16 protein-coding genes are annotated in these 18,452 nt (G+C 37.3%); 8 read left to right on the forward strand and 8 right to left on the reverse strand.

All coding sequences use genetic code 11. The features are described 5' to 3' along the window. The first annotated feature begins 73 nt into the window (after nt 1-73). From zapE to AC1M9F_RS11165, 4 genes are all read left to right on the forward strand, one after another. Nucleotides 74-1,216 (forward strand): cell division protein ZapE, encoded by a 1,143-nt coding sequence (gene zapE / locus AC1M9F_RS11150; protein ID WP_481597798.1) that lies wholly within the window; start codon nt 74-76, stop codon nt 1,214-1,216. Between the two features lie 354 nt (nt 1,217-1,570). Next, nucleotides 1,571-3,733, forward strand: coding sequence for a malate synthase G (locus tag AC1M9F_RS11155; protein ID WP_092767767.1), 2,163 nt, complete (start codon nt 1,571-1,573; stop codon nt 3,731-3,733). Between the two features lie 91 nt (nt 3,734-3,824). Then, nucleotides 3,825-5,273 (forward strand): aldehyde dehydrogenase family protein, encoded by a 1,449-nt coding sequence (locus AC1M9F_RS11160; protein WP_481597799.1) that lies wholly within the window; start codon nt 3,825-3,827, stop codon nt 5,271-5,273. Between the two features lie 59 nt (nt 5,274-5,332). Beyond that, nucleotides 5,333-5,998 (forward strand): SOS response-associated peptidase, encoded by a 666-nt coding sequence (locus AC1M9F_RS11165; protein WP_481597800.1) that lies wholly within the window; start codon nt 5,333-5,335, stop codon nt 5,996-5,998. Nucleotides 5,999-6,015: 17 nt separating this feature from the next. Here the strand turns inward: AC1M9F_RS11165 and AC1M9F_RS11170 are convergent, their stop codons facing one another. After that, nucleotides 6,016-6,480, reverse strand: coding sequence for a MarR family winged helix-turn-helix transcriptional regulator (locus tag AC1M9F_RS11170; protein ID WP_035266085.1), 465 nt, complete (start codon nt 6,478-6,480; stop codon nt 6,016-6,018). A 556-nt stretch (nt 6,481-7,036) separates the two neighbouring features. Here AC1M9F_RS11170 and AC1M9F_RS11175 point away from each other — a divergent pair. Both AC1M9F_RS11175 and AC1M9F_RS11180 read left to right on the forward strand, forming a co-directional pair. Continuing rightward, complete coding sequence (locus AC1M9F_RS11175; protein ID WP_092767773.1) at nt 7,037-8,569, forward strand: TerC family protein; 1,533 nt, start codon at nt 7,037-7,039, stop codon at nt 8,567-8,569. A gap of 144 nt (nt 8,570-8,713) precedes the next feature. Beyond that, nucleotides 8,714-9,169: a hypothetical protein gene (locus tag AC1M9F_RS11180; protein ID WP_416224324.1), complete on the forward strand. Its 456-nt coding sequence runs from the start codon at nt 8,714-8,716 to the stop codon at nt 9,167-9,169. Between the two features lie 91 nt (nt 9,170-9,260). Here the strand turns inward: AC1M9F_RS11180 and AC1M9F_RS11185 are convergent, their stop codons facing one another. Both AC1M9F_RS11185 and brnQ read right to left on the reverse strand, forming a co-directional pair. After that, nucleotides 9,261-9,512: a hypothetical protein gene (locus AC1M9F_RS11185; RefSeq protein WP_035266079.1), complete on the reverse strand. Its 252-nt coding sequence runs from the start codon at nt 9,510-9,512 to the stop codon at nt 9,261-9,263. Nucleotides 9,513-9,932: 420 nt separating this feature from the next. Next, nucleotides 9,933-11,225: a branched-chain amino acid transport system II carrier protein gene (gene brnQ, locus AC1M9F_RS11190; protein ID WP_481597801.1), complete on the reverse strand. Its 1,293-nt coding sequence runs from the start codon at nt 11,223-11,225 to the stop codon at nt 9,933-9,935. 344 nt (nt 11,226-11,569) lie between these two features. On the opposite strand from brnQ, the gene map reads away from it, so the two are divergent. Further along, nucleotides 11,570-12,364 carry a type I methionyl aminopeptidase gene (map, locus tag AC1M9F_RS11195; RefSeq protein WP_481597802.1) on the forward strand — a complete coding sequence of 265 codons (795 nt, stop codon included), beginning with the start codon at nt 11,570-11,572 and terminating at the stop codon, nt 12,362-12,364. 19 nt (nt 12,365-12,383) lie between these two features. On the opposite strand, the gene AC1M9F_RS11200 is transcribed toward map, so the two are convergent. The 4 genes from AC1M9F_RS11200 to aceR all read right to left on the reverse strand — a co-directional run bounded on the left by AC1M9F_RS11200 (nt 12,384) and on the right by aceR (nt 16,299). Further along, complete coding sequence (locus AC1M9F_RS11200) at nt 12,384-13,562, reverse strand: benzoate/H(+) symporter BenE family transporter (RefSeq protein ID WP_481587691.1); 1,179 nt, start codon at nt 13,560-13,562, stop codon at nt 12,384-12,386. A gap of 53 nt (nt 13,563-13,615) precedes the next feature. Next, nucleotides 13,616-14,266: a leucine efflux protein LeuE gene (gene leuE / locus AC1M9F_RS11205; protein ID WP_481587646.1), complete on the reverse strand. Its 651-nt coding sequence runs from the start codon at nt 14,264-14,266 to the stop codon at nt 13,616-13,618. Between the two features lie 67 nt (nt 14,267-14,333). Next, on the reverse strand, nt 14,334-15,320 hold the full coding sequence (tal, locus tag AC1M9F_RS11210; RefSeq protein ID WP_481597803.1) for a transaldolase: 987 nt from the start codon (nt 15,318-15,320) through the stop codon (nt 14,334-14,336). A gap of 94 nt (nt 15,321-15,414) precedes the next feature. Further along, on the reverse strand, nt 15,415-16,299 hold the full coding sequence (aceR, locus tag AC1M9F_RS11215) for an HTH-type transcriptional regulator AceR (RefSeq protein WP_092767852.1): 885 nt from the start codon (nt 16,297-16,299) through the stop codon (nt 15,415-15,417). A gap of 97 nt (nt 16,300-16,396) precedes the next feature. On the opposite strand from aceR, the gene aceI reads away from it, so the two are divergent. Further along, nucleotides 16,397-16,828: a chlorhexidine efflux PACE transporter AceI gene (gene aceI, locus AC1M9F_RS11220; RefSeq protein WP_481597804.1), complete on the forward strand. Its 432-nt coding sequence runs from the start codon at nt 16,397-16,399 to the stop codon at nt 16,826-16,828. A gap of 55 nt (nt 16,829-16,883) precedes the next feature. Here aceI and AC1M9F_RS11225 read toward each other — a convergent pair whose 3' ends face one another. Next, entirely contained in the window at nt 16,884-18,413 is a 1,530-nt protein-coding gene (locus tag AC1M9F_RS11225) for an acetyl-CoA C-acetyltransferase (RefSeq protein ID WP_481597805.1), read from the reverse strand. Nucleotides 18,414-18,452 lie beyond the last annotated feature (39 nt).

Consider the following 18,452-nt stretch of genomic DNA (forward strand, 5'->3'; position numbering starts at 1 on the left):
TGCCAAAGTGTTATTTATCATTTTTTTAAATATTCGTTATACTTCCGACGGCCTAAAAAAGTAATCAATATCTATGTTCCATTCTCATTCTTCGCAAAATAGTTTAAGTCACACTCCGCAATCACCTGCAGAACGTTATGCTCACGCAATTTCGTCAGGACAATTTATGCCTGATGATGCTCAAGCTCAAGCTGTACATGAACTTAATCGTGTTTGGGAAGAACTGATCTTACGATATAAAGCTTCTAAAAAAGCGTTTCGACGTTTTCGCCGTCAAACAGCCCCGAAGGGTGTTTATATGTGGGGTGGTGTTGGGCGTGGAAAAACTTGGTTGATGGACCAGTTTTATGATGCGATACCATTCCGTCGTAAGACGCGTATGCATTTCCATCATTTTATGCAATATGTGCATAAAGAGTTAAATAAAAATTCAGGACAGCAAAATCCACTCGACATCGTTGCTGATCAAATTTACAAAGATGCGGTTGTGATCTGTTTTGATGAATTCTTTGTATCAAATGTCACGGATGCGATGATTTTAAGTGATTTATTCCAAAAGCTATTTGTTCGTGGAATTACACTTGTTGCGACATCAAACATTGCACCAGATGGTTTATACAAGAACGGTATTCATCGCGACCGCTTTATTCCAACTATTGAAATGGTAAAAAAGAATTGTGTCATTTTGAATGTGGATGCAGGTGTTGACTATCGTTTGCGTGTACTGAAACAAGCGCAGTTGTTCAAATCACCTTTAAGCCATGATAATCAGGTATGGATGGCACAACGTTTTTCAGCATTAACCAGTGCTCAAAATGTGAGTGAAGAACCGATCATCATTAATGGACGTAATGTCGATACAATTGGTCATACTGATGATGTATTATGGTGTGAGTTTTCTGAACTCTGTATGAAGCCACGAAGTCCTGCGGACTTTATCGAAATTGCGAACACTTATAACACTGTCCTAGTCAGTAATGTTCCCGATCTGAATGATTATTTATCAGAAGGAACACGCCGATTCATTTATTTAGTCGATGAGTTCTATGATCGTGGTGTTAAATTATTACTAACCTCACATGCCAGTATCATTGATATATATAGTGGCGAAAAATTAGCGTTTGAAATCGAACGCACACGTTCACGCTTACTCGAAATGCAATCAGATGACTATTTACAATCTGCGCATCGACAAATTGATATGCCTGCAGAATAAATGTGAAAATTCAAAAACGAACCCAAACAGATGATGTTTGGGTTTTTTTATTTGGAGTGGAATAAATTTGAAATCGTCGCTTAAAAGCGTAGAGAAAATAGACATATTGGTTTAAATTAAATCAGATTTGATGGAAATTGGCACTTAAGTCTAATTTCTACCTTTATAAAACTTTATACACTGTAATTAGATTGTTGAATTAAAACGACTCAATAAGTAATAGATCAAAAGTCTCATCTGATTGGTGTCTATAATAAATGATCACTATTTAGCAATGTGATATTACTATTCAGCAATTTATAAATGGGTATACTAGATTCTCTTGTATAAAAAGTAGCAATATCAGGAAAGACAATGACTGCACGTATTCAGAAAGGCAAGTTAGCGATTGCTAAAGAACTCTACGATTTCATCGAAAATGAAGCACTACCAGGTTCTGGTTTAGACAGTGAAACTTACTGGAAAAACTTTGAACAAGTCGTTGTTGATCTTAGCCCAAAAAATAAAGCACTCTTGGCTAAGCGTGATGACATTCAAGCGAAAATTGATGAATGGCACCGCAATAATAAATTTGAATTAGGAGCTTACAAAGCTTTCCTGACAGAAATTGGCTACTTATTACCAGAAGTAGAAGATTTTCAAATTACAACTGAAAATGTAGATGAAGAAATCGCACTATTGGCGGGTGCACAATTGGTTGTGCCTGTACGTAATGCACGTTACTGCTTGAACGCTGCAAATGCTCGTTGGGGCTCTTTATATGACGCATTGTATGGTTTCGATGTCATCTCGGAAGAAGGCGGTGCGGAAAAAGGTAAGGGGTATAACCCTGTTCGTGGCGAAAAAGTTATCGCTTTTGCTAAAAATTTCTTAAATGAAACTTTCCCTTTAGCAAATGGATCACATGCGGATGCTACGAAATACGCTGTTGAAGCAAAAAAATTAGTGGTAACGCTTAAAGATGGCAGCACAACGAATTTGGCTAAAGAAGCTCAATTTGTAGGTTTTAATGGTGAAGAGTCTGCGCCGACAGAAATCGTTTTATTAAATAATGGTTTGCATGTCATCATTGAAATCGATGCGACAAGCCCAATTGGTCAAACGGATGCTGCTGGCGTAAAAGATCTTGTTTTAGAATCTGCGGTAACAACGATCCAAGATTTGGAAGACTCAATTGCTGCGGTTGATGCTGAAGAAAAAGTTGAAGGCTACCGTAACTGGTTAGGTTTGATGAAGGGTACTTTGGAAGAGAAAATCGAGAAAAATGGTAAAACCATTACTCGTGCTTTAAACAAAGACCGTACCCACAAGAATCTGATCGGTGGCGAAACAACTTTACACGGTCGTTCATTGATGCTTCTTCGTAACGTTGGTCATTTGATGACGAACCCGGCGATCCTTGTGGATGGTCAAGAAATCTATGAAGGTATCATGGATGCATTGATCACACCGTTGTTAACGTTTGCTGACATCAAAGGTCAAAACGAAATCAAGAATTCTCGTAAAGGTTCTATGTATATCGTTAAACCTAAGATGCATGGCCCTGAAGAAGTTGCATTTGCAGTTGAACTATTTGAGCGTGCTGAACAAGCTCTAGGTTTGCCAGCAAAAACGCTTAAAATCGGGATCATGGATGAAGAGCGCCGTACTTCTGTAAACTTGAAAAACTGTATTGCTCAAGCGAAAGATCGTACCATCTTCATTAACACAGGATTCATGGACCGTACAGGTGACGAAATCCATACCTTTATGGAAGCAGGTCCATTCGTTCGTAAGGGTGAAGTTAAATCTCAAATTTGGTTCCCTGCATATGAAAACCGTAACGTGATGGTTGGTTTACAAGCAGGCTTACGTGGCAAAGCACAAATTGGTAAAGGCATGTGGCCTAAACCAGATATGCTTTTAGATATGTATAAAACCAAAATTGAGCATCCTGAAGCTGGTGCGAGCTGTGCTTGGGTTCCATCACCATCTGGTGCTGTAATTCATGCGATTCACTATCACCAATGTAATGTTTCAGCGCGTCAACAAGAGTTGTTAAAAACTGAAGCATTACCTTTAGATGATTTATTAACTCCACCATTAGCGACTGATACGAATTGGACTGATGAAGAGAAAACCAAAGAGTTAGAAAATAACCTTCAGGGTATTCTTGGTTATGTTGTTCGTTGGGTTGATTTGGGTGTTGGTTGTTCTAAAGTTCCAGACATCAACAACGTTGGTTTGATGGAAGACCGTGCAACTTTACGTATTTCATCTCAACACGTTGCTAACTGGTTACGTCACGGTATCGTGACTAAAGAGCAAGTTGAAGAAGTAATGCAACGTATGGCTAAAATTGTAGATGAGCAAAATGCGAACGATCCAGCGTACACACCAATGGCGCCTGGGTTTGACGGTTATGCTTACCAAGCAGCATATGATTTAGTGTTTAAAGGTGCTGAACAACCATCAGGTTATACAGAACCATTACTTCATGCTTACCGCTTGAAGCTTAAAGGTTATACTGGTGACTAATTAAAATAAAAAAGCCTCTCCGGAGGCTTTTTTTACGACTGTGTAAAATAGTTGACCATTGGGTAAAAAGTGGCATGAAGAGGGACATAAAATGACGCGATATTCAAATTTAAATCAACAGTATATTAACGGTTCTTGGTTAAAAGGCTCTTCAGAGCGTGTCATACAAAATTTTAATCCATTTGATTTAAAAGAAATACACCAAATTCAAGCGGCGAATCAGTCTGATGTTGATCTCGCTTTTTCTGCAGCACAACAAGCATTTGATCTTGGCTTAATTACCTCTGCTATAGATCGCAAGAAAATCATTCAGAAGCTGCATGACATCATACAATTACGTAAAGACGAAATTATAGATTGGCTGATTACCGAGTCTGGAAGTACGCGTCTCAAGGCAAATATTGAAGTGGGTGCTGCGCTTGGTATTATCTCAGAATCATTCACTTTTCCTGATCAAATCCAAACTGTTCAGCTAGAAAGTAAAGATCCTGCGAGAAAAAGTTTTTATCAACGCAAAGCGTTGGGTGTTATTGCTGTCATTAGCCCTTGGAATTTTCCATTTCATTTGTCAATGCGATCGATTGTTTGCGCAATCGCATGTGGAAATACAGTGGTACTAAAACCTGCGAGTGACACACCTGTTACAGGTGGAACATTATTAGGGAAATTGTTTGAAGAGGCGGGTGTGCCCGCTGGTGTACTGAATGTCATTGTGGGTAGTGGTAGTGAAATAGGGGATTATTTTGTCGAGCATTCTATCCCGAAGATGATTTCATTCACTGGCTCTACAGAAGTAGGACAAAATGTTGGTGCTAAAGCGATGGCCAGCTCTAGAATCAAACGACTTGCTTTAGAGCTTGGGGGGAATGCGCCATTATTAATTCTTAAAGATGCAGATTTAGATTTGGCAGTCGATTTGACGATCAAGGGGCGCTTCCTTCACCAAGGTCAAATCTGTATGAGCACTAATCGTGTCATCGTAGATCAATCGATTCACAATGAATATGTTGAAAAGCTTTTAAACAAAGTCAAAGATATTCCTGTGGGTGATCCTAATCTTGATGAGACGCTTATAGGACCTATTATTAATAATACACAAGTGAAACAGCATCAACGAATCATTGATCAGGCTCAAATAGAAGGTGCTAAGTTGGTCTATGCTGGGGGTATTGGGAATAATTTGGTTTCACCTCATGTGTTTATCGATGTATTGCCGACATATGCAATTGCTCAAGAGGAAAGCTTCGGACCAATTCTGCCGATCATCAGAGCAGATGATGAAGCACATGCAATAAAAATCGCCAATGACACACCGTTTGGTTTATCTGGTGCTGTATGTACATCTGATATTGAGCGCGGAGTAGAAATCGCTTCAAAACTCGATATTGGAATGACACATATTAATGGTATAAGTGTCGCGGACCATGCTAATGCACCATTCGGTGGAGAAAAGAACTCTGGATTAGGGCGCTTTAATGGGCATTGGATTATGGATGAATTCACGCGTACACACTGGATGACAGTACCAATATCATCATAATGAACTGAATTGGATCGGCTATAATAGCCTAAGTTTTTTATAGTATTGAAAATTATGCTATGTGTGCCAACTTTAAGCCAATACAAGCGCATCAAATCCAAGCATTAGAACTTCCACATATTTCATTTGAATATGTGGAAGAGGTTTATCCAAGCTACGAAACCCCGTTATTATTTAAATCTGATCATAGCTACGAGTGGAGGTTAGTTAATTTTGGTTTTATACCAAAATGGGCAACTGATACAGAAATAGCGAAGAAAACCTATAATGCACGCAATGAAACATTAAGCGAAAAAAAAAGTTTTCAAGAAGCATTTGAAAAATGTAAATTTGGTGTAATTCCAGTCACTGAGTTTTATGAAGCAAAATATATTAATGGACGACCGCAACGATGGGGTGTGAGAAGAAAAGATGGTCAGGCATTTTTTATCGCAGCGTTGTATGAAATCACGAAAATTGATCAAATTATTTATCGTTCAGCAACGATGATTACCATGGATGCTATTCATCACGAAATGATGAAGGATTTTCATGAGCCTGGAGATGTTAAACGGTCAGTAATTATTATTCCGCACCATAAATTAGATCAGTGGTTGAGTTTAAAATCCCCCGACATTCAGAACTTTGTTGAAGGCTTTCCAGTAGGGGAATTTGAATGTTTTTATTGTCCAAAACCACGGCAGAACAATACAGCCCAACTCAATATGTTTGATGATGGGCTTTAATCTAAAGTTTAGGAAAATTAATGCGCTAAATTTTTGAAAATATGCTTTAAGCTTTCCATTAGTTTTTCAATTTGAAGTGGGGTTAATCCCTCAAATGTTTGTTCAAGAACCACACTCATCAGGTCATTAATTTTTTTTGTCATTTCTAAACCTTTTGGTGTTAGTACCACACGCGTAATACGGGCATCGTTTTCACACGAGTAAGTGTCAACCATTCCTTCATCTTTTAAACGGTAAACGATTTTTGTAGTCGTCGACATTTTTGACACAATCATGTCAGAGAGTTCTGAAACACTTGCATCTGGTTTAGTAGACAATGCGACAAGCAAACGTCGACGAGAATTATCAACGCCATACTTTTTGAGCACATGGTCAACATTCAGTACATACTGAGAATGGACTTGAGTGATCCAATAGAATGGAAAATTTTCGAGTTCAAAATTTTCAGATGAAGGTAAAAATTTTGCATATTTTTTTGACATCGCTACGTCCTTGTCAGTGTAACTTAATTGTTTTTATTAATTTAAATATTACATGAAGCATAACCTATATTAAAAGAACTATGTTCAAATAATCAACTTATGTTCAAGCGCTTACCTTAAATCAGACAAAAGGTATGACACCTATTGACTTCAGTTTTATAAAACATATTTCAATGATCTGTAAATATCTTTATGTGTATCAAAACAGAAGATTCGAAAAATACAGCTATTCTGATCTTCATGATTATATCTTTATGTCAATTCCACGCTGACCAAATTCTATTGAAAAATATAGGAACTATAACTTGGCACTGATATTTTTTTTTGTGTCGAAAATGTCAAAGACTATTCAAGGATGGCAATTACGACTAAAGATATGATCTAAATTTACATAAAAAATTGTTTTGAACATAAAAAAAGTAATTACAAAATAAAATTCTTATGCATAATAGTTTCATCATTTCTGAAAAGGTAACTTTATATATGGACCCGTCGCCGTGTTGGCCTAATTTAGCTTCTTACATTATCTTAAATAATAAGAACCAGGAGATCTAATATGGAATTTTTATTGGATCCTGGCATTTGGATAGGGTTAATTACCCTTATCATTCTTGAAATCGTTTTAGGTATTGATAACTTAGTATTTATTGCGATACTTGCAGAAAAACTTCCTCCAGAACAACGTGATAAAGCCCGTGTAATCGGTTTATCCCTCGCATTATTAATGCGTCTAGGTCTACTTTTTGCGATCTCGTGGTTAGTGACTTTAACTCAACCATTGATTGAAATTTTTGGAAAAACATTCTCAGGTCGGGATTTGATATTACTGTTTGGTGGTCTATTCCTTGTGTATAAGGCTGTCAATGAACTCCATGAAAAAATGGAGGGTAAACCCGAGATTAAAACGAATAACAATGTTGTATACGCTGGTTTTGCTGCAGTTGTGGCTCAGATCGTCGTGCTTGATGCGGTATTTTCACTCGACTCAGTGATCACTGCGATTGGTATGGTGGATAATATTTACGTGATGATGGCTGCGATGATTGTGGCTATGGTTGTCATGTTAATTGCATCAAAACCGTTAACTACGTTTGTTAACCGTCATCCTACGGTGGTTATCCTTTGTTTAAGTTTCTTGTTATTGATCGGTGTAAGTCTAATCGCTGAAGGTTTTGGATTCCATATCCCTAAAGGTTATATTTATTCAGGTATTGGTGTTGCAATTCTAATTGAAGCATTCAATCAATTTTCGAATCGTAATCTTGAAAAAAATCAAGCGAAGATCCCGTTACGTCATCGAACTGCAGATTCAATTTTGAAATTGATGGGCAGTAAATTGGATGCCGATATTGCAACATCCAAAGAAGTTGAAGAAATTCAACAAGCTTTTGGTGATGAAGAGCGTTATATGGTTGGTGGTGTGCTATCACTTGCTGAACGTTCAGTTGCTTCAATTATGACACCTCGAAATCAAATTTCTTGGGTTAATATTGAGGACGATGCCGAAGCAATTCGTGAACAGGTATTAGCTGTACCTCATAGTCTTTTCCCAGTTTGTCGTGGACAATTGGATAAAGTCATCACGATTGTACGTGCAAAAGAATTGATTGATGCATTAGATGATCCAGATCAACTAAAAGATTTGATGAAACGTGTCCGTCCTATTTTCATTTATGAAAAAATGAAAGTGATTGATGCAATTAATACATTAAGAACTTCTAAAGGTTCATTGGTACTTGTTACAAATGAATATGGCAATATTCAAGGCTTAATCTCACCATTAGATGTTTTTGAAGCAATTGCTGGTGAATTCCCAGATGCTGATGAACAGCTTGAATTGGTTAAAATCGATGATACCACTTGGAAGGCGTCTGGTATGTTGGATTTATATCAATTAGAGCTGGCGCTCGATATATTAGATTTAGATCTGGTGCAAGAAGACTCAGGTTACTTTAGTGTTGCAGGACTGATTTTAGATAAAACGAGTGGGGCGGTTGAAGTTGGTATGTTGATTGAACACCAAGGGGTTAATTTCGAAATTCTAGAAATGGAAGATAATCGAATTAAAACCGTTAAAATCACGCTTTAAACTCTAATAAAAAAGCTCCTTATTGGAGCTTTTTTTTGCTTAAATTTCTATATAAGGTATGGAGTTAGCAAAGTCGTAGTACGAAATATGAGATAAGATGCTAAACATATTGCAATCTGTTTTATAGCGAAGGAATGTAAGATCATGATTGATCAAATGGAATTATCGGTAAGACTTGCTATTTTTTTTAGTGGTATTTTTTTATTGACCGGTATGCTTACTGGTGTTTGGAAATATGTGCAAATCAGCTTATCTAAACAAGCTCGAGCACATTATTATGTTGATATTGCGCATAGGAGTAGTTTGCTATATGCACCTGCAACGTTAATTCTAGCGGTTATGGCATATTTTTCAGCGTTGAATGAATCGACAAATTTGCTCTTTATTTTGATTAATATTTTCTTTTTTGCATTTTCAATTTTAAGTTATATTTTGCATGGCTTATTGAAAGATACGACAAATCAGTTCAAAGAACCACATCAATTAGGGCGTATTGAATTACCAAAATTGCTCATGAGAGGTGCGATGGTACTATTGGTCGTAGGTGAGGTTGGGGCGACCTTAGGTTTGCTTTATGGTTTATATGTTGGGTTATTCTAATAAGTAGAGCAGAATTGAAAAACTTGTTATTTTGATAGAGTGCTTTAAATGATGACATTGACTTTAAGATGGATGCTTTGGCATCCATCTCTTAGTCTAAATGTGCTTCTTGATCAGAAAGCTTTTGAGTACGATATTTCGTGTCAATAAAGGCCCACACGTAAAATGCTAGCGTCGCAGCAAGTGCATAAGCAAAATATTCAAGCTTCAACGTGCCTTGAATTGTACCTTGCACAACAAGTGTCAGCATGAGAGCAAACATTGTGCTTAAAAAAACGACAGCATTGTTGTTCGCTTTAAGAGTATTAATGAAGACTTGCTTGTTGAAATGTAATGATAACATCTCCATCCCTCCTGATAATTCATGACAAATCTGAATGATTTAGTCGACTTTGTTTACATACTTGTACAGGGGATTGAAGAATAAAGCAAGTTTTTAACACTCTATTATGTAAATAAATTATGACATTATTATGACAAAAGTCGAAATATTTGAAATTAAGATACTACGTGAGCTAAGTGCTAGAATTATTTCGATAAATCGTGATGAGATGAATAGAGTTTCTTGTAATTCTTTAATCTATTTACTTTTTAGCATCTTGCAAAACAAATAAATAGTAGCAAAAGTCATTCCAAATCTGACTGATGAGGTCAAAGTTAAGGTGGGTAAGCAATAATAGTCTGTTGGATAAACGAGACAATTATTGATTACAGAACAAATACGGCTTGGGTAAAACAATATTTATTTATAAATCACCTGAATTTACTTCTTCAGTCTATCCAGTATGTAGACAATGACAAATACAACTAAAGAAGGAATCAACCATGCTAAATTTTGTTCAGCCAATGGTAGATTGTTCATAAATGCTGGCAAGAAATGATCTAATTCTGCAACCTTAAGTCCATCAATAATACCGAATATGAAAGCAACCGCTGTAACAGGCGCAATGACGCGTGGAGCGGAATTAAAGAACTTCCACATAAATCCCATCATGATCACCACAATCGCTGGTGGGTAGATTGCACTTAATACAGGTACAGAGAAGGCGATTAACTTGGTTAAACCTAAGTTGGAAATGACAAATGAGAAACCAACAAGAATGAAAACCCATTTTTTGTAAGTAATCTTCGTGATTTGTGAGAAATATTCTGCACATGCACAAGTCAAACCAATTGCCGTAACCATGCATGCGATAAAAATCATCGCCCCTAGAAAATATGAGCCAAAGTCACCAAAGGCATGCTGAACATAGCCATGGAGAATAATGGCACCATTTGCAGCGTTAGGTGCAGCCTCGTGACTACTCAGTCCAAGTTTAAATAGGCTAATGTAAACCAGTGTAAGGCCAATACCTGAAATTAAACTTGCGATCACTGCATATTTGGTAATTAACTTTTGATCAGTTACACCACGTGAACGTATCGCATTAATAATGACAATACCAAATACTAAAGCTCCTAAAGTGTCCATGGTTAAATAACCATTAACAAAACCTTCTGAAACAGGACTATTGATATAGTTTCCAATAGGTGCAGGGATATAATCTGCAGAAACTAAAAAGGCACTACCACCTAAAATGATCAAAGAGAGAATTTTGAGTGGAGATAAAACATAGCCGACAGTATCCAAAATTTTATTCGGATAAAGTGAGATTAACGTTACAAATGCAAAATAAATTGCACTGTAGATCAACAAGGTCGATGAAGACGTTCCAAAATAACTCGAAAAACCAATTTCAAAAGAAACTGTAGCTGTCCGAGGTGTCGCGAAAAGTGGTCCAACAGCAAGATAGCATGCTACGGTTAAGATTAAACTTGCAATCTTACCCAGTGGAGAGCTTAAAAGTTGAATAGAGCCTTCAACACGCGATAGCGCAATGATCGTGATAACAGGAAGGCCAACAGCAGTAATTAAGAAGCCAAAAGCAGCTAACCAAACATGTTCACCCGCTTGTTGAGCAACAATAGGTGGGAAGATAATATTGCCTGCACCGATAAATAGTGCAAAGGTCATAAAACCTAAGGCAATAATGTCCCGTGTACGCAAATTGGTCATAAGGGAGATCGGTTCAAGAAAAAAGAAAGCGATTTTAGAGCAAATGTCAGTAAATAGGGAGGGCGGTCATCCATCGAATGGAATAGTAAAAAAGCAAGAAGCGAATAATTTTATTGGATGGGAAATTATGAGTTAAATTAAGTCTATGTATTTATAAAACTAATAAAATAAATTTATTTATTGAATTGAAATTAAGCAGAGCATAGATCTTGATTCGCAAAATAAAATAATGTACTGAATGGTTAAATAATAGTCGAAAATGATTAAGTTACAGATAGTCTATAGCGTTTGTGATCGACAAATGAAAGTCCTATAATGAATCCTGAATTAAAAAGGGGTTCATCATGAAGGCAACAGCTGTCACCATTAAAACTGAACAAGATATTGAAAAACTAAGAATATCGGGTCGGCTTGCGGCACAAGTGCTTGCAATGATTGGTGATTATGTGAAGCCAGGTGTGAGTACTGCGTATCTTGATGATATCTGTAATGATTACATCGTCAATACACTCAAGGTGACGCCAGCAAATGTGGGTTATTACGGATATACAAAAACAACCTGTATTTCGAAAAATGAAGTTGTATGTCATGGTATCCCTGCTTCCAATATTATCTTAGAGGATGGAGACATCATTAATATTGATGTTGCAATCATCAAGGATGGTTATTTTGGTGATACCAGTCGAATGTACTATGTAGGTACAATTAAACCTGAAGCAAAAAAATTAGTCGATACGACTTATGAAGCGATGCTTGCAGGTATTAAAACGGTTAAACCTGGCGCGACACTAGGTGACGTGGGTCATGCTATTCAACAAGTTGCGCAACGCGAAGGTTTTACGATTGTACGTGAATATTGTGGTCACGGTATTGGAAAAACCTACCATGAGCAACCGAATGTATTGCATTACGGACAGCCTGGTCAGGGATTAGTATTAAGAAAAGGAATGGTGTTTACCATTGAGCCTATGGTGAATGCAGGCAAAGCCAAAGTTAAAGAATTAAAAGACGGATGGACAGTAGTAACAGCAGATAAATCTTGGTCTGCACAATGGGAACATATGGTTGCTGTGACTGATGAAGGATATGAATTATTGACACCTTGGCCTGAAGGTACGGGTGAATATCCTGTAATTTAATTCACAAAAGCCTATTTTTTTAAATAGGCTTTTTAATTTGTATACGCATCAAATGATAAATAATAAATCCAATAACCAATCCCCAAAAAGCAGATCCAATGCCCAAAAACTGAACTCCAGATGCAGACATTAAAAAAGTGATTAAAGCAGCATCACGATCTAAATCTTCTTTAAATGCGATACTGATGTTATGTCCAATCGTTGCAAAAAGTGCGATCGCCGCCAAAGTGGTGATCATTTCTCTAGGGAATGACAGTAATAATCCCGTTAGTGTCGCTGCAAAAATGCCCATAAAGATATAGAACACTCCACAAGCCATACCTGCAATATAGCGTTTAGCAGGGTCTTGATGAACTTGTTCATCAAGGCTCACAGCTGCACTAATTGCTGCGATATTGGTTGAAAATGCCCCGAACGGAGCGAATATTGCTTGAGCAATTCCTGTCCAACTTACTAATTGGTTGACATGAGGTTTGTAACCATAGGATCTGATCATTGCTAAACCAGGTAAATATTGTGAAGCCATATTGATGATCAAGAGGGGAATAGCTAAACCCAGAATACTTGACCAGTGAAATTCAGGCTGAATCCATACTGGATACGTCATTCCGTAGTGAATTTTGGTTGCTGTATATTCAAAGAAAAAAGGTGTGGCGATAATGCAAGCTAACAATGTAATGACAATGGAGTGACGGGGTAATGCTTTTTTACTTATAAAATATGTACTGATCAAGATTAAAACATAGATCAATTGGTCTTGCATGACCGTAAATAATGAAATGCCAAATTTTAATAACACTCCAGCTAACATGGCGCTTGTAAGAGATTGCGGTAAAAATTCAAGAATTCTTTGAAATATTCCAAAAAAGCCCAATACAGCAGTCATAATTCCGCATATTAAAAATGCCCCTATCGCCTCATTCAAATTGTATCCTGAGCCTGTAGCGATAATCAGTGCTAGTCCTGCTGTTGACCATGATGTTGCAACTGGATATTTAAACTTCCAGCTTAAGATCAGTCCTGATAATCCTATACTCAAACCCAGTGCCCAAAACCATGAGCTAATCTGTGCTTGATTTGCACCTAATACTTGTCCAGCTTGAATAACCAGTACAGATGAAACGCTAATGCCAATTAAAAATGTAATAAAGCCAGCGAAAACAGCAGGTAGACTTAAATCTTTTTTTATTCTTGTTATCACGTCTATGAGCATTTTTATATTATTTCCCTAATGATTCTGTGAAGTTAAGATTACATTGTTGATGTCGCAAGTTTGATCCCAAACAATCCAAATAAAATACCAATAGCGGCAACAGAAGCAGCTGCTAATTTATAATGCGTGTTGAAGTAATTTGAAATTTTGATACCTGTGAAGATCAACATACTTAAGTAGGCTATACTCATTAATTGTAAAATTACAGCAAGCATTAAAAAGCTTTGGGCTGGATAAGGATAAGCTGGATCTACAAATTGAACAAAAAACGATAAAAAGAACAGTATTGCCTTTGGGTTAATCAGACTAATGAGTAATGCGGTACGAAAAGGATGAAATTTTTCTTGTTTTTGTACAATAGAAACATTAGCTTGATCTTTACTTGGACGTTTCCAAGTTAAATAGGCTGCATATATTAAACGGATACCTAAATAACTAAGATATAAAGCACCAATAATTTTTAGGGCGAAAAAAATCCAGGGAAATTGATGCAATAATGTTGCGGCACCTAAGACAGTTAGCAAAATAAGGATGCTATCTCCACACAAAATACCGAAAGCACCTTGATAGCCCACTTTTATGCCAAAGCGAGTCGCAATAGACATGACATAGAGCGAGTTAGGTCCAGGTAATAAAATAATAAGTAATGTACCTATTAAATAGGTTGGAAGATCAGTTATACCAAACACTCATTTATCTCTTAAAAAATAATCGAGCTCCTAAGAGCTCGATTGAAAGAATGATGGATAGGTGCAATTAAGCTTTTATATCAGCATCTATGCCAAATGATTGTTTTAACAGAGAGCTGAGTTGATCTCTTGCCTTAATAAAGCCATCTATACCGCCTTGCAATAATTGCGATGCCATAAGATCTTTCTGAATTTGCGCTTTAAAATCTATTTCAGTGATTGGACTAAGTGATTCGATATTTGAGCTGTGTGCATTTGCATTTAACTGAACTTCAACTTGGCGATGATCTTGAGCCAATTCGTCAAGTAAATTCGGTGATACAGTTAAGAGGTCGCATCCAGCAAGTCCGAGAACCTGTTCTATGCTACGAAAGCTTGCGCCCATAACTTCAGTTTTCACCTGATTTTGTTTGTAGAACTGGTAAATTTGTTTAACGGATTGCACACCAGGATCTTGTTCAATTGGATAGTGATCCACATTTTCAGCTTTTTTATACCAATCGAGAATACGACCTACAAATGGTGAAATTAATGTGACCTGAGCATCCGCACATGCTTTTGCTTGATGTAAGCCAAACAACAAAGTTAAGTTGCAATGAATGCCTTCTGCTTCAAGAACCTTAGCAGCTTGAATACCTTCCCATGTTGAGGCGATTTTAATTAAAATTCGGTTTTGATCAACACCATAAGTCGCATAGAGAGCGAGTAATTCTTTAGCTTTAGCAATTGTCGCGGCTGTATCGTATGAAAGTGCTGCATCAACTTCTGTTGATACTCGACCTTCAACTACTTTTAGAATTTCCACACCTAATTTGACAGTCAGGATATCAATTGTTCTATCGATTAACTCATCTGACTGATAACCCTCTGACTTTGCTTGATCAAATGCAGCTTCAATCAGTTCTTTGTTTTCAGGTAATGAAGCTGCTGCCGTGATGAGTGAAGGGTTAGTGGTAGCATCCAATGGCTTAAATTTTTTTATAGCGTTTAAGTCACCTGTGTCTGCAACAATTGTAGTGAAGTTTTTTAATTGAGATAAAGCTGTTTCAGTCATTGCGATCTAATTCTTTGTTTCATTACTTATACCATCTTTATAACACATGATTATTTTGAAACATGCTACAAAAGTTTTAAATCAAGTTATTTTCCTACATTTTTCTTTTATTTCTGATGTGATGAATTAAAAATTGAGCAGCTTTGCCCAATGGTTGCTCTTTACTCCAAACCAGATCGATAAAATAATCAAATTTTGGAGTGAAATCTGAAAATCGTAGAACTTTAAGTTTTTTCTTTAATGTTGGTTGTTCGATAAGCATTTCAGTGGGTAAAACTCCCCATCCAAGTCCTTGTGAAATTAATCTACATGCAGAATGGTGATTGTCTGTACGCCATGCATCTTTGGAAAAGAGTAATTCAGGCTTAATGTTCCGATCGCGACTAGCGACTACAATCTGACGACTTTGAAAAATTTCTTCATAGCTCACTTTTTGATTTTGGCACAGCGGATGATGAACAGATGCAACTGGAATTAAACTTTCTTTCATTAATTCCACGAATTGTTCATTCGCCTCAATATGTTCACGCTCAAACATCAATGCTAAATGTGCTTTACCCGTTAAAATCATTTGTTGAGCATCTTCTTGTGGTGCGCTGAATATATTGATTTGTAGTTGAGGAAATTGTTGTTCTAATAAAACAATATAATCAGTCCATCTACTATGCAGTAACTCAGATACCACCACAATATTTAATTCGGTTTCGATGCCGCTACTCAAACCAAATGCATGTTGTTTCCATTGATTCATTTCAATCAATAAATGATTAGTACGTTCATACAAAACTTTGGCTTGAAGTGTTGGCTGTGGTTCACGTCCTACTCTTTCAAACAGTTGAAGATTCAGATCAATCTCTAAATTGGAAATCGCCATACTGACAGCAGAGGGGACCTTGCCTAACTGACGTGCGGCTGCGGAAAAAGAACCTGTTTCCATCACCGTTTTAAAAACGACCAATTGTTCTTGATTAATATTCATGTTTGTTCTTTCAAAAATTTTGATAGATTCTAACTCGATCATTCAATATTATGAAAATAAAATGCGCTCATGAATAACAATGTTGATGAGTGAACGCATGTTTTTTTCAAAGAGAAGAATTATTCACGCAATAAGCTATGAAATCATTCTATTGGTGATCATCGCAATTTCTTTGAGTTTTATTTTTGAAGTTCCCCTGGAGATTGCAGGTTCATTAGGTGTGATTATGGCCGTACTTTCAGTGATCTGGAATATGATTTTCAATCATTATTTTGAAAAAATTGAAGCGCGCAATCAGTGGAAGCGTACTGTAAAAGTTCGTATATTGCATGCGCTAGGATTTGAAGGTGGCTTGATGTTAGTGACCATTCCAATTGTAGCATATATGATGGATATGACGCTCATACAAGCTTTTATCGTCGACTTAGCTTTGACGCTCAGTATTCTGGTGTATACGTTTATATTTCAATGGTTCTATGATGGGATCGAGGCTAAACTGGGTTATGCGCCTGAGACTTTAAATCATTAAAATTTATAACAAATAAGCCCCTCAATCGAGGGGCTTATTTGTTAAGAACATCGAATTATTTTTCAATAATTGCCGTTACACCTTGACCACCTGCAGCACAGATCGACACAAGTACACGACCTGAACCTTTTTCATTTAAAATTTTTGCAGCAGTTGCGATAATACGTCCACCTGTTGCGGCAAATGGGTGACCTGCAGCCAACGAAGAGCCTTTAACGTTTAACTTCGCACGATCAATTGAACCTAAAGGCGCATCTAAGCCTAGACGTTCTTTACAGAATTTAGGATCTTCCCAAGCTTTTAATGTAGAAAGAACTTGAGATGCAAATGCTTCATGAATTTCATAGTAGTCAAAATCTTGAAGTTTTAAATTAGCACGATCGAGCATACGTGGAACTGCGTAAGCAGGAGCCATTAACAAACCTTCTTTTTTACCAATGAAATCTACAGCAGCAGTTTCAGAGAAACTTAAATACGCTAAAATTTCGTGACCATTTGCTTTAGCCCATTCTTCTGATGCTAATAATACACAAGAAGCACCATCGGTAAGTGGAGTAGAGTTACCCGCAGTCATTGTACGGGCATCACCTTTACCAAACGCTGGCTTAAGTTTTGCAAGCTTTTCTACAGTTGAGTCAGGACGTAAGTTGTTGTCGCGCTCAAGGCCGAGGAATGGCGTCATTAAATCGTCAAAGAATCCTGCTTCATAAGCTGCAGCCATTTTCTGATGAGACGATGCAGCAAGTTCATCTTGAGCTTCACGAGAAATGCCCCACTCAAGTGTTGTGATCGCTTGGTGATCGCCCATAGATAGGCCAGTACGAGGTTCACCATTTTTAGGAGCATCTAGCAAATCTTTTACGTTAATTTTAGTTAACGCTTTAAGACGATCTTTACCTGTTTTTGCAACGTTGAGTTCTAAGAGGGCTTTACGTAATCCATCACCAAATGCGATAGGAGCATCTGAAGTGGTATCCACACCACCTGCAATACCCACCTCAATTTGACCTAATGCAATTTTATTCGCTACGAGGAAAGCGGCTTGAAGCCCAGTACCACAAGCTTGTTGGATATCGTAAGCTGGAGTTTCAGGTGCAAGCTCTGTGCTTAACACACATTCACGCGTCATATTGAAATCACGGCTGTGCTTCAGTACAGCACCAGCAACAACTTCACCCAGACGTTGACCTTGAAGATTAAAACGCTCAACTAGACCATTCAATGCTGCTGTAAGCATATCCGTATTTGTAGCTGTGAAATAAGCACCATTAGAACGTGCGAAAGGAATACGATTACCACCGATAATTGCAACACGGCGTACAGTATTTTGAGTCATAGTTTTTTCCTGTTCAGCGGAAGATTGAGTCGTAGTTGCTGAAGTTTGATTTTCAGCTTTAGTTTTATTTGTTGCTGCTGTTTTTTTGCGAGTCGTCGACGTACGAGGGCGAGTCGCTTTTGGAGTATTTGCGTTGTTGGCACTGTTTGCATTACCACTACTCGCATTTGAACGAGCTTTTGATGTATTTGACACAGTCGCTTTCGCAGAATTCTCAGTTGTTGGATTTTCTTGAGTTGTTTTGCTCATAAGGCTTTTCCAAGCATATTTGGGATATTCTTGAGTGCT

Source organism: Acinetobacter sp. ANC_7504, assembly GCF_056779995.1.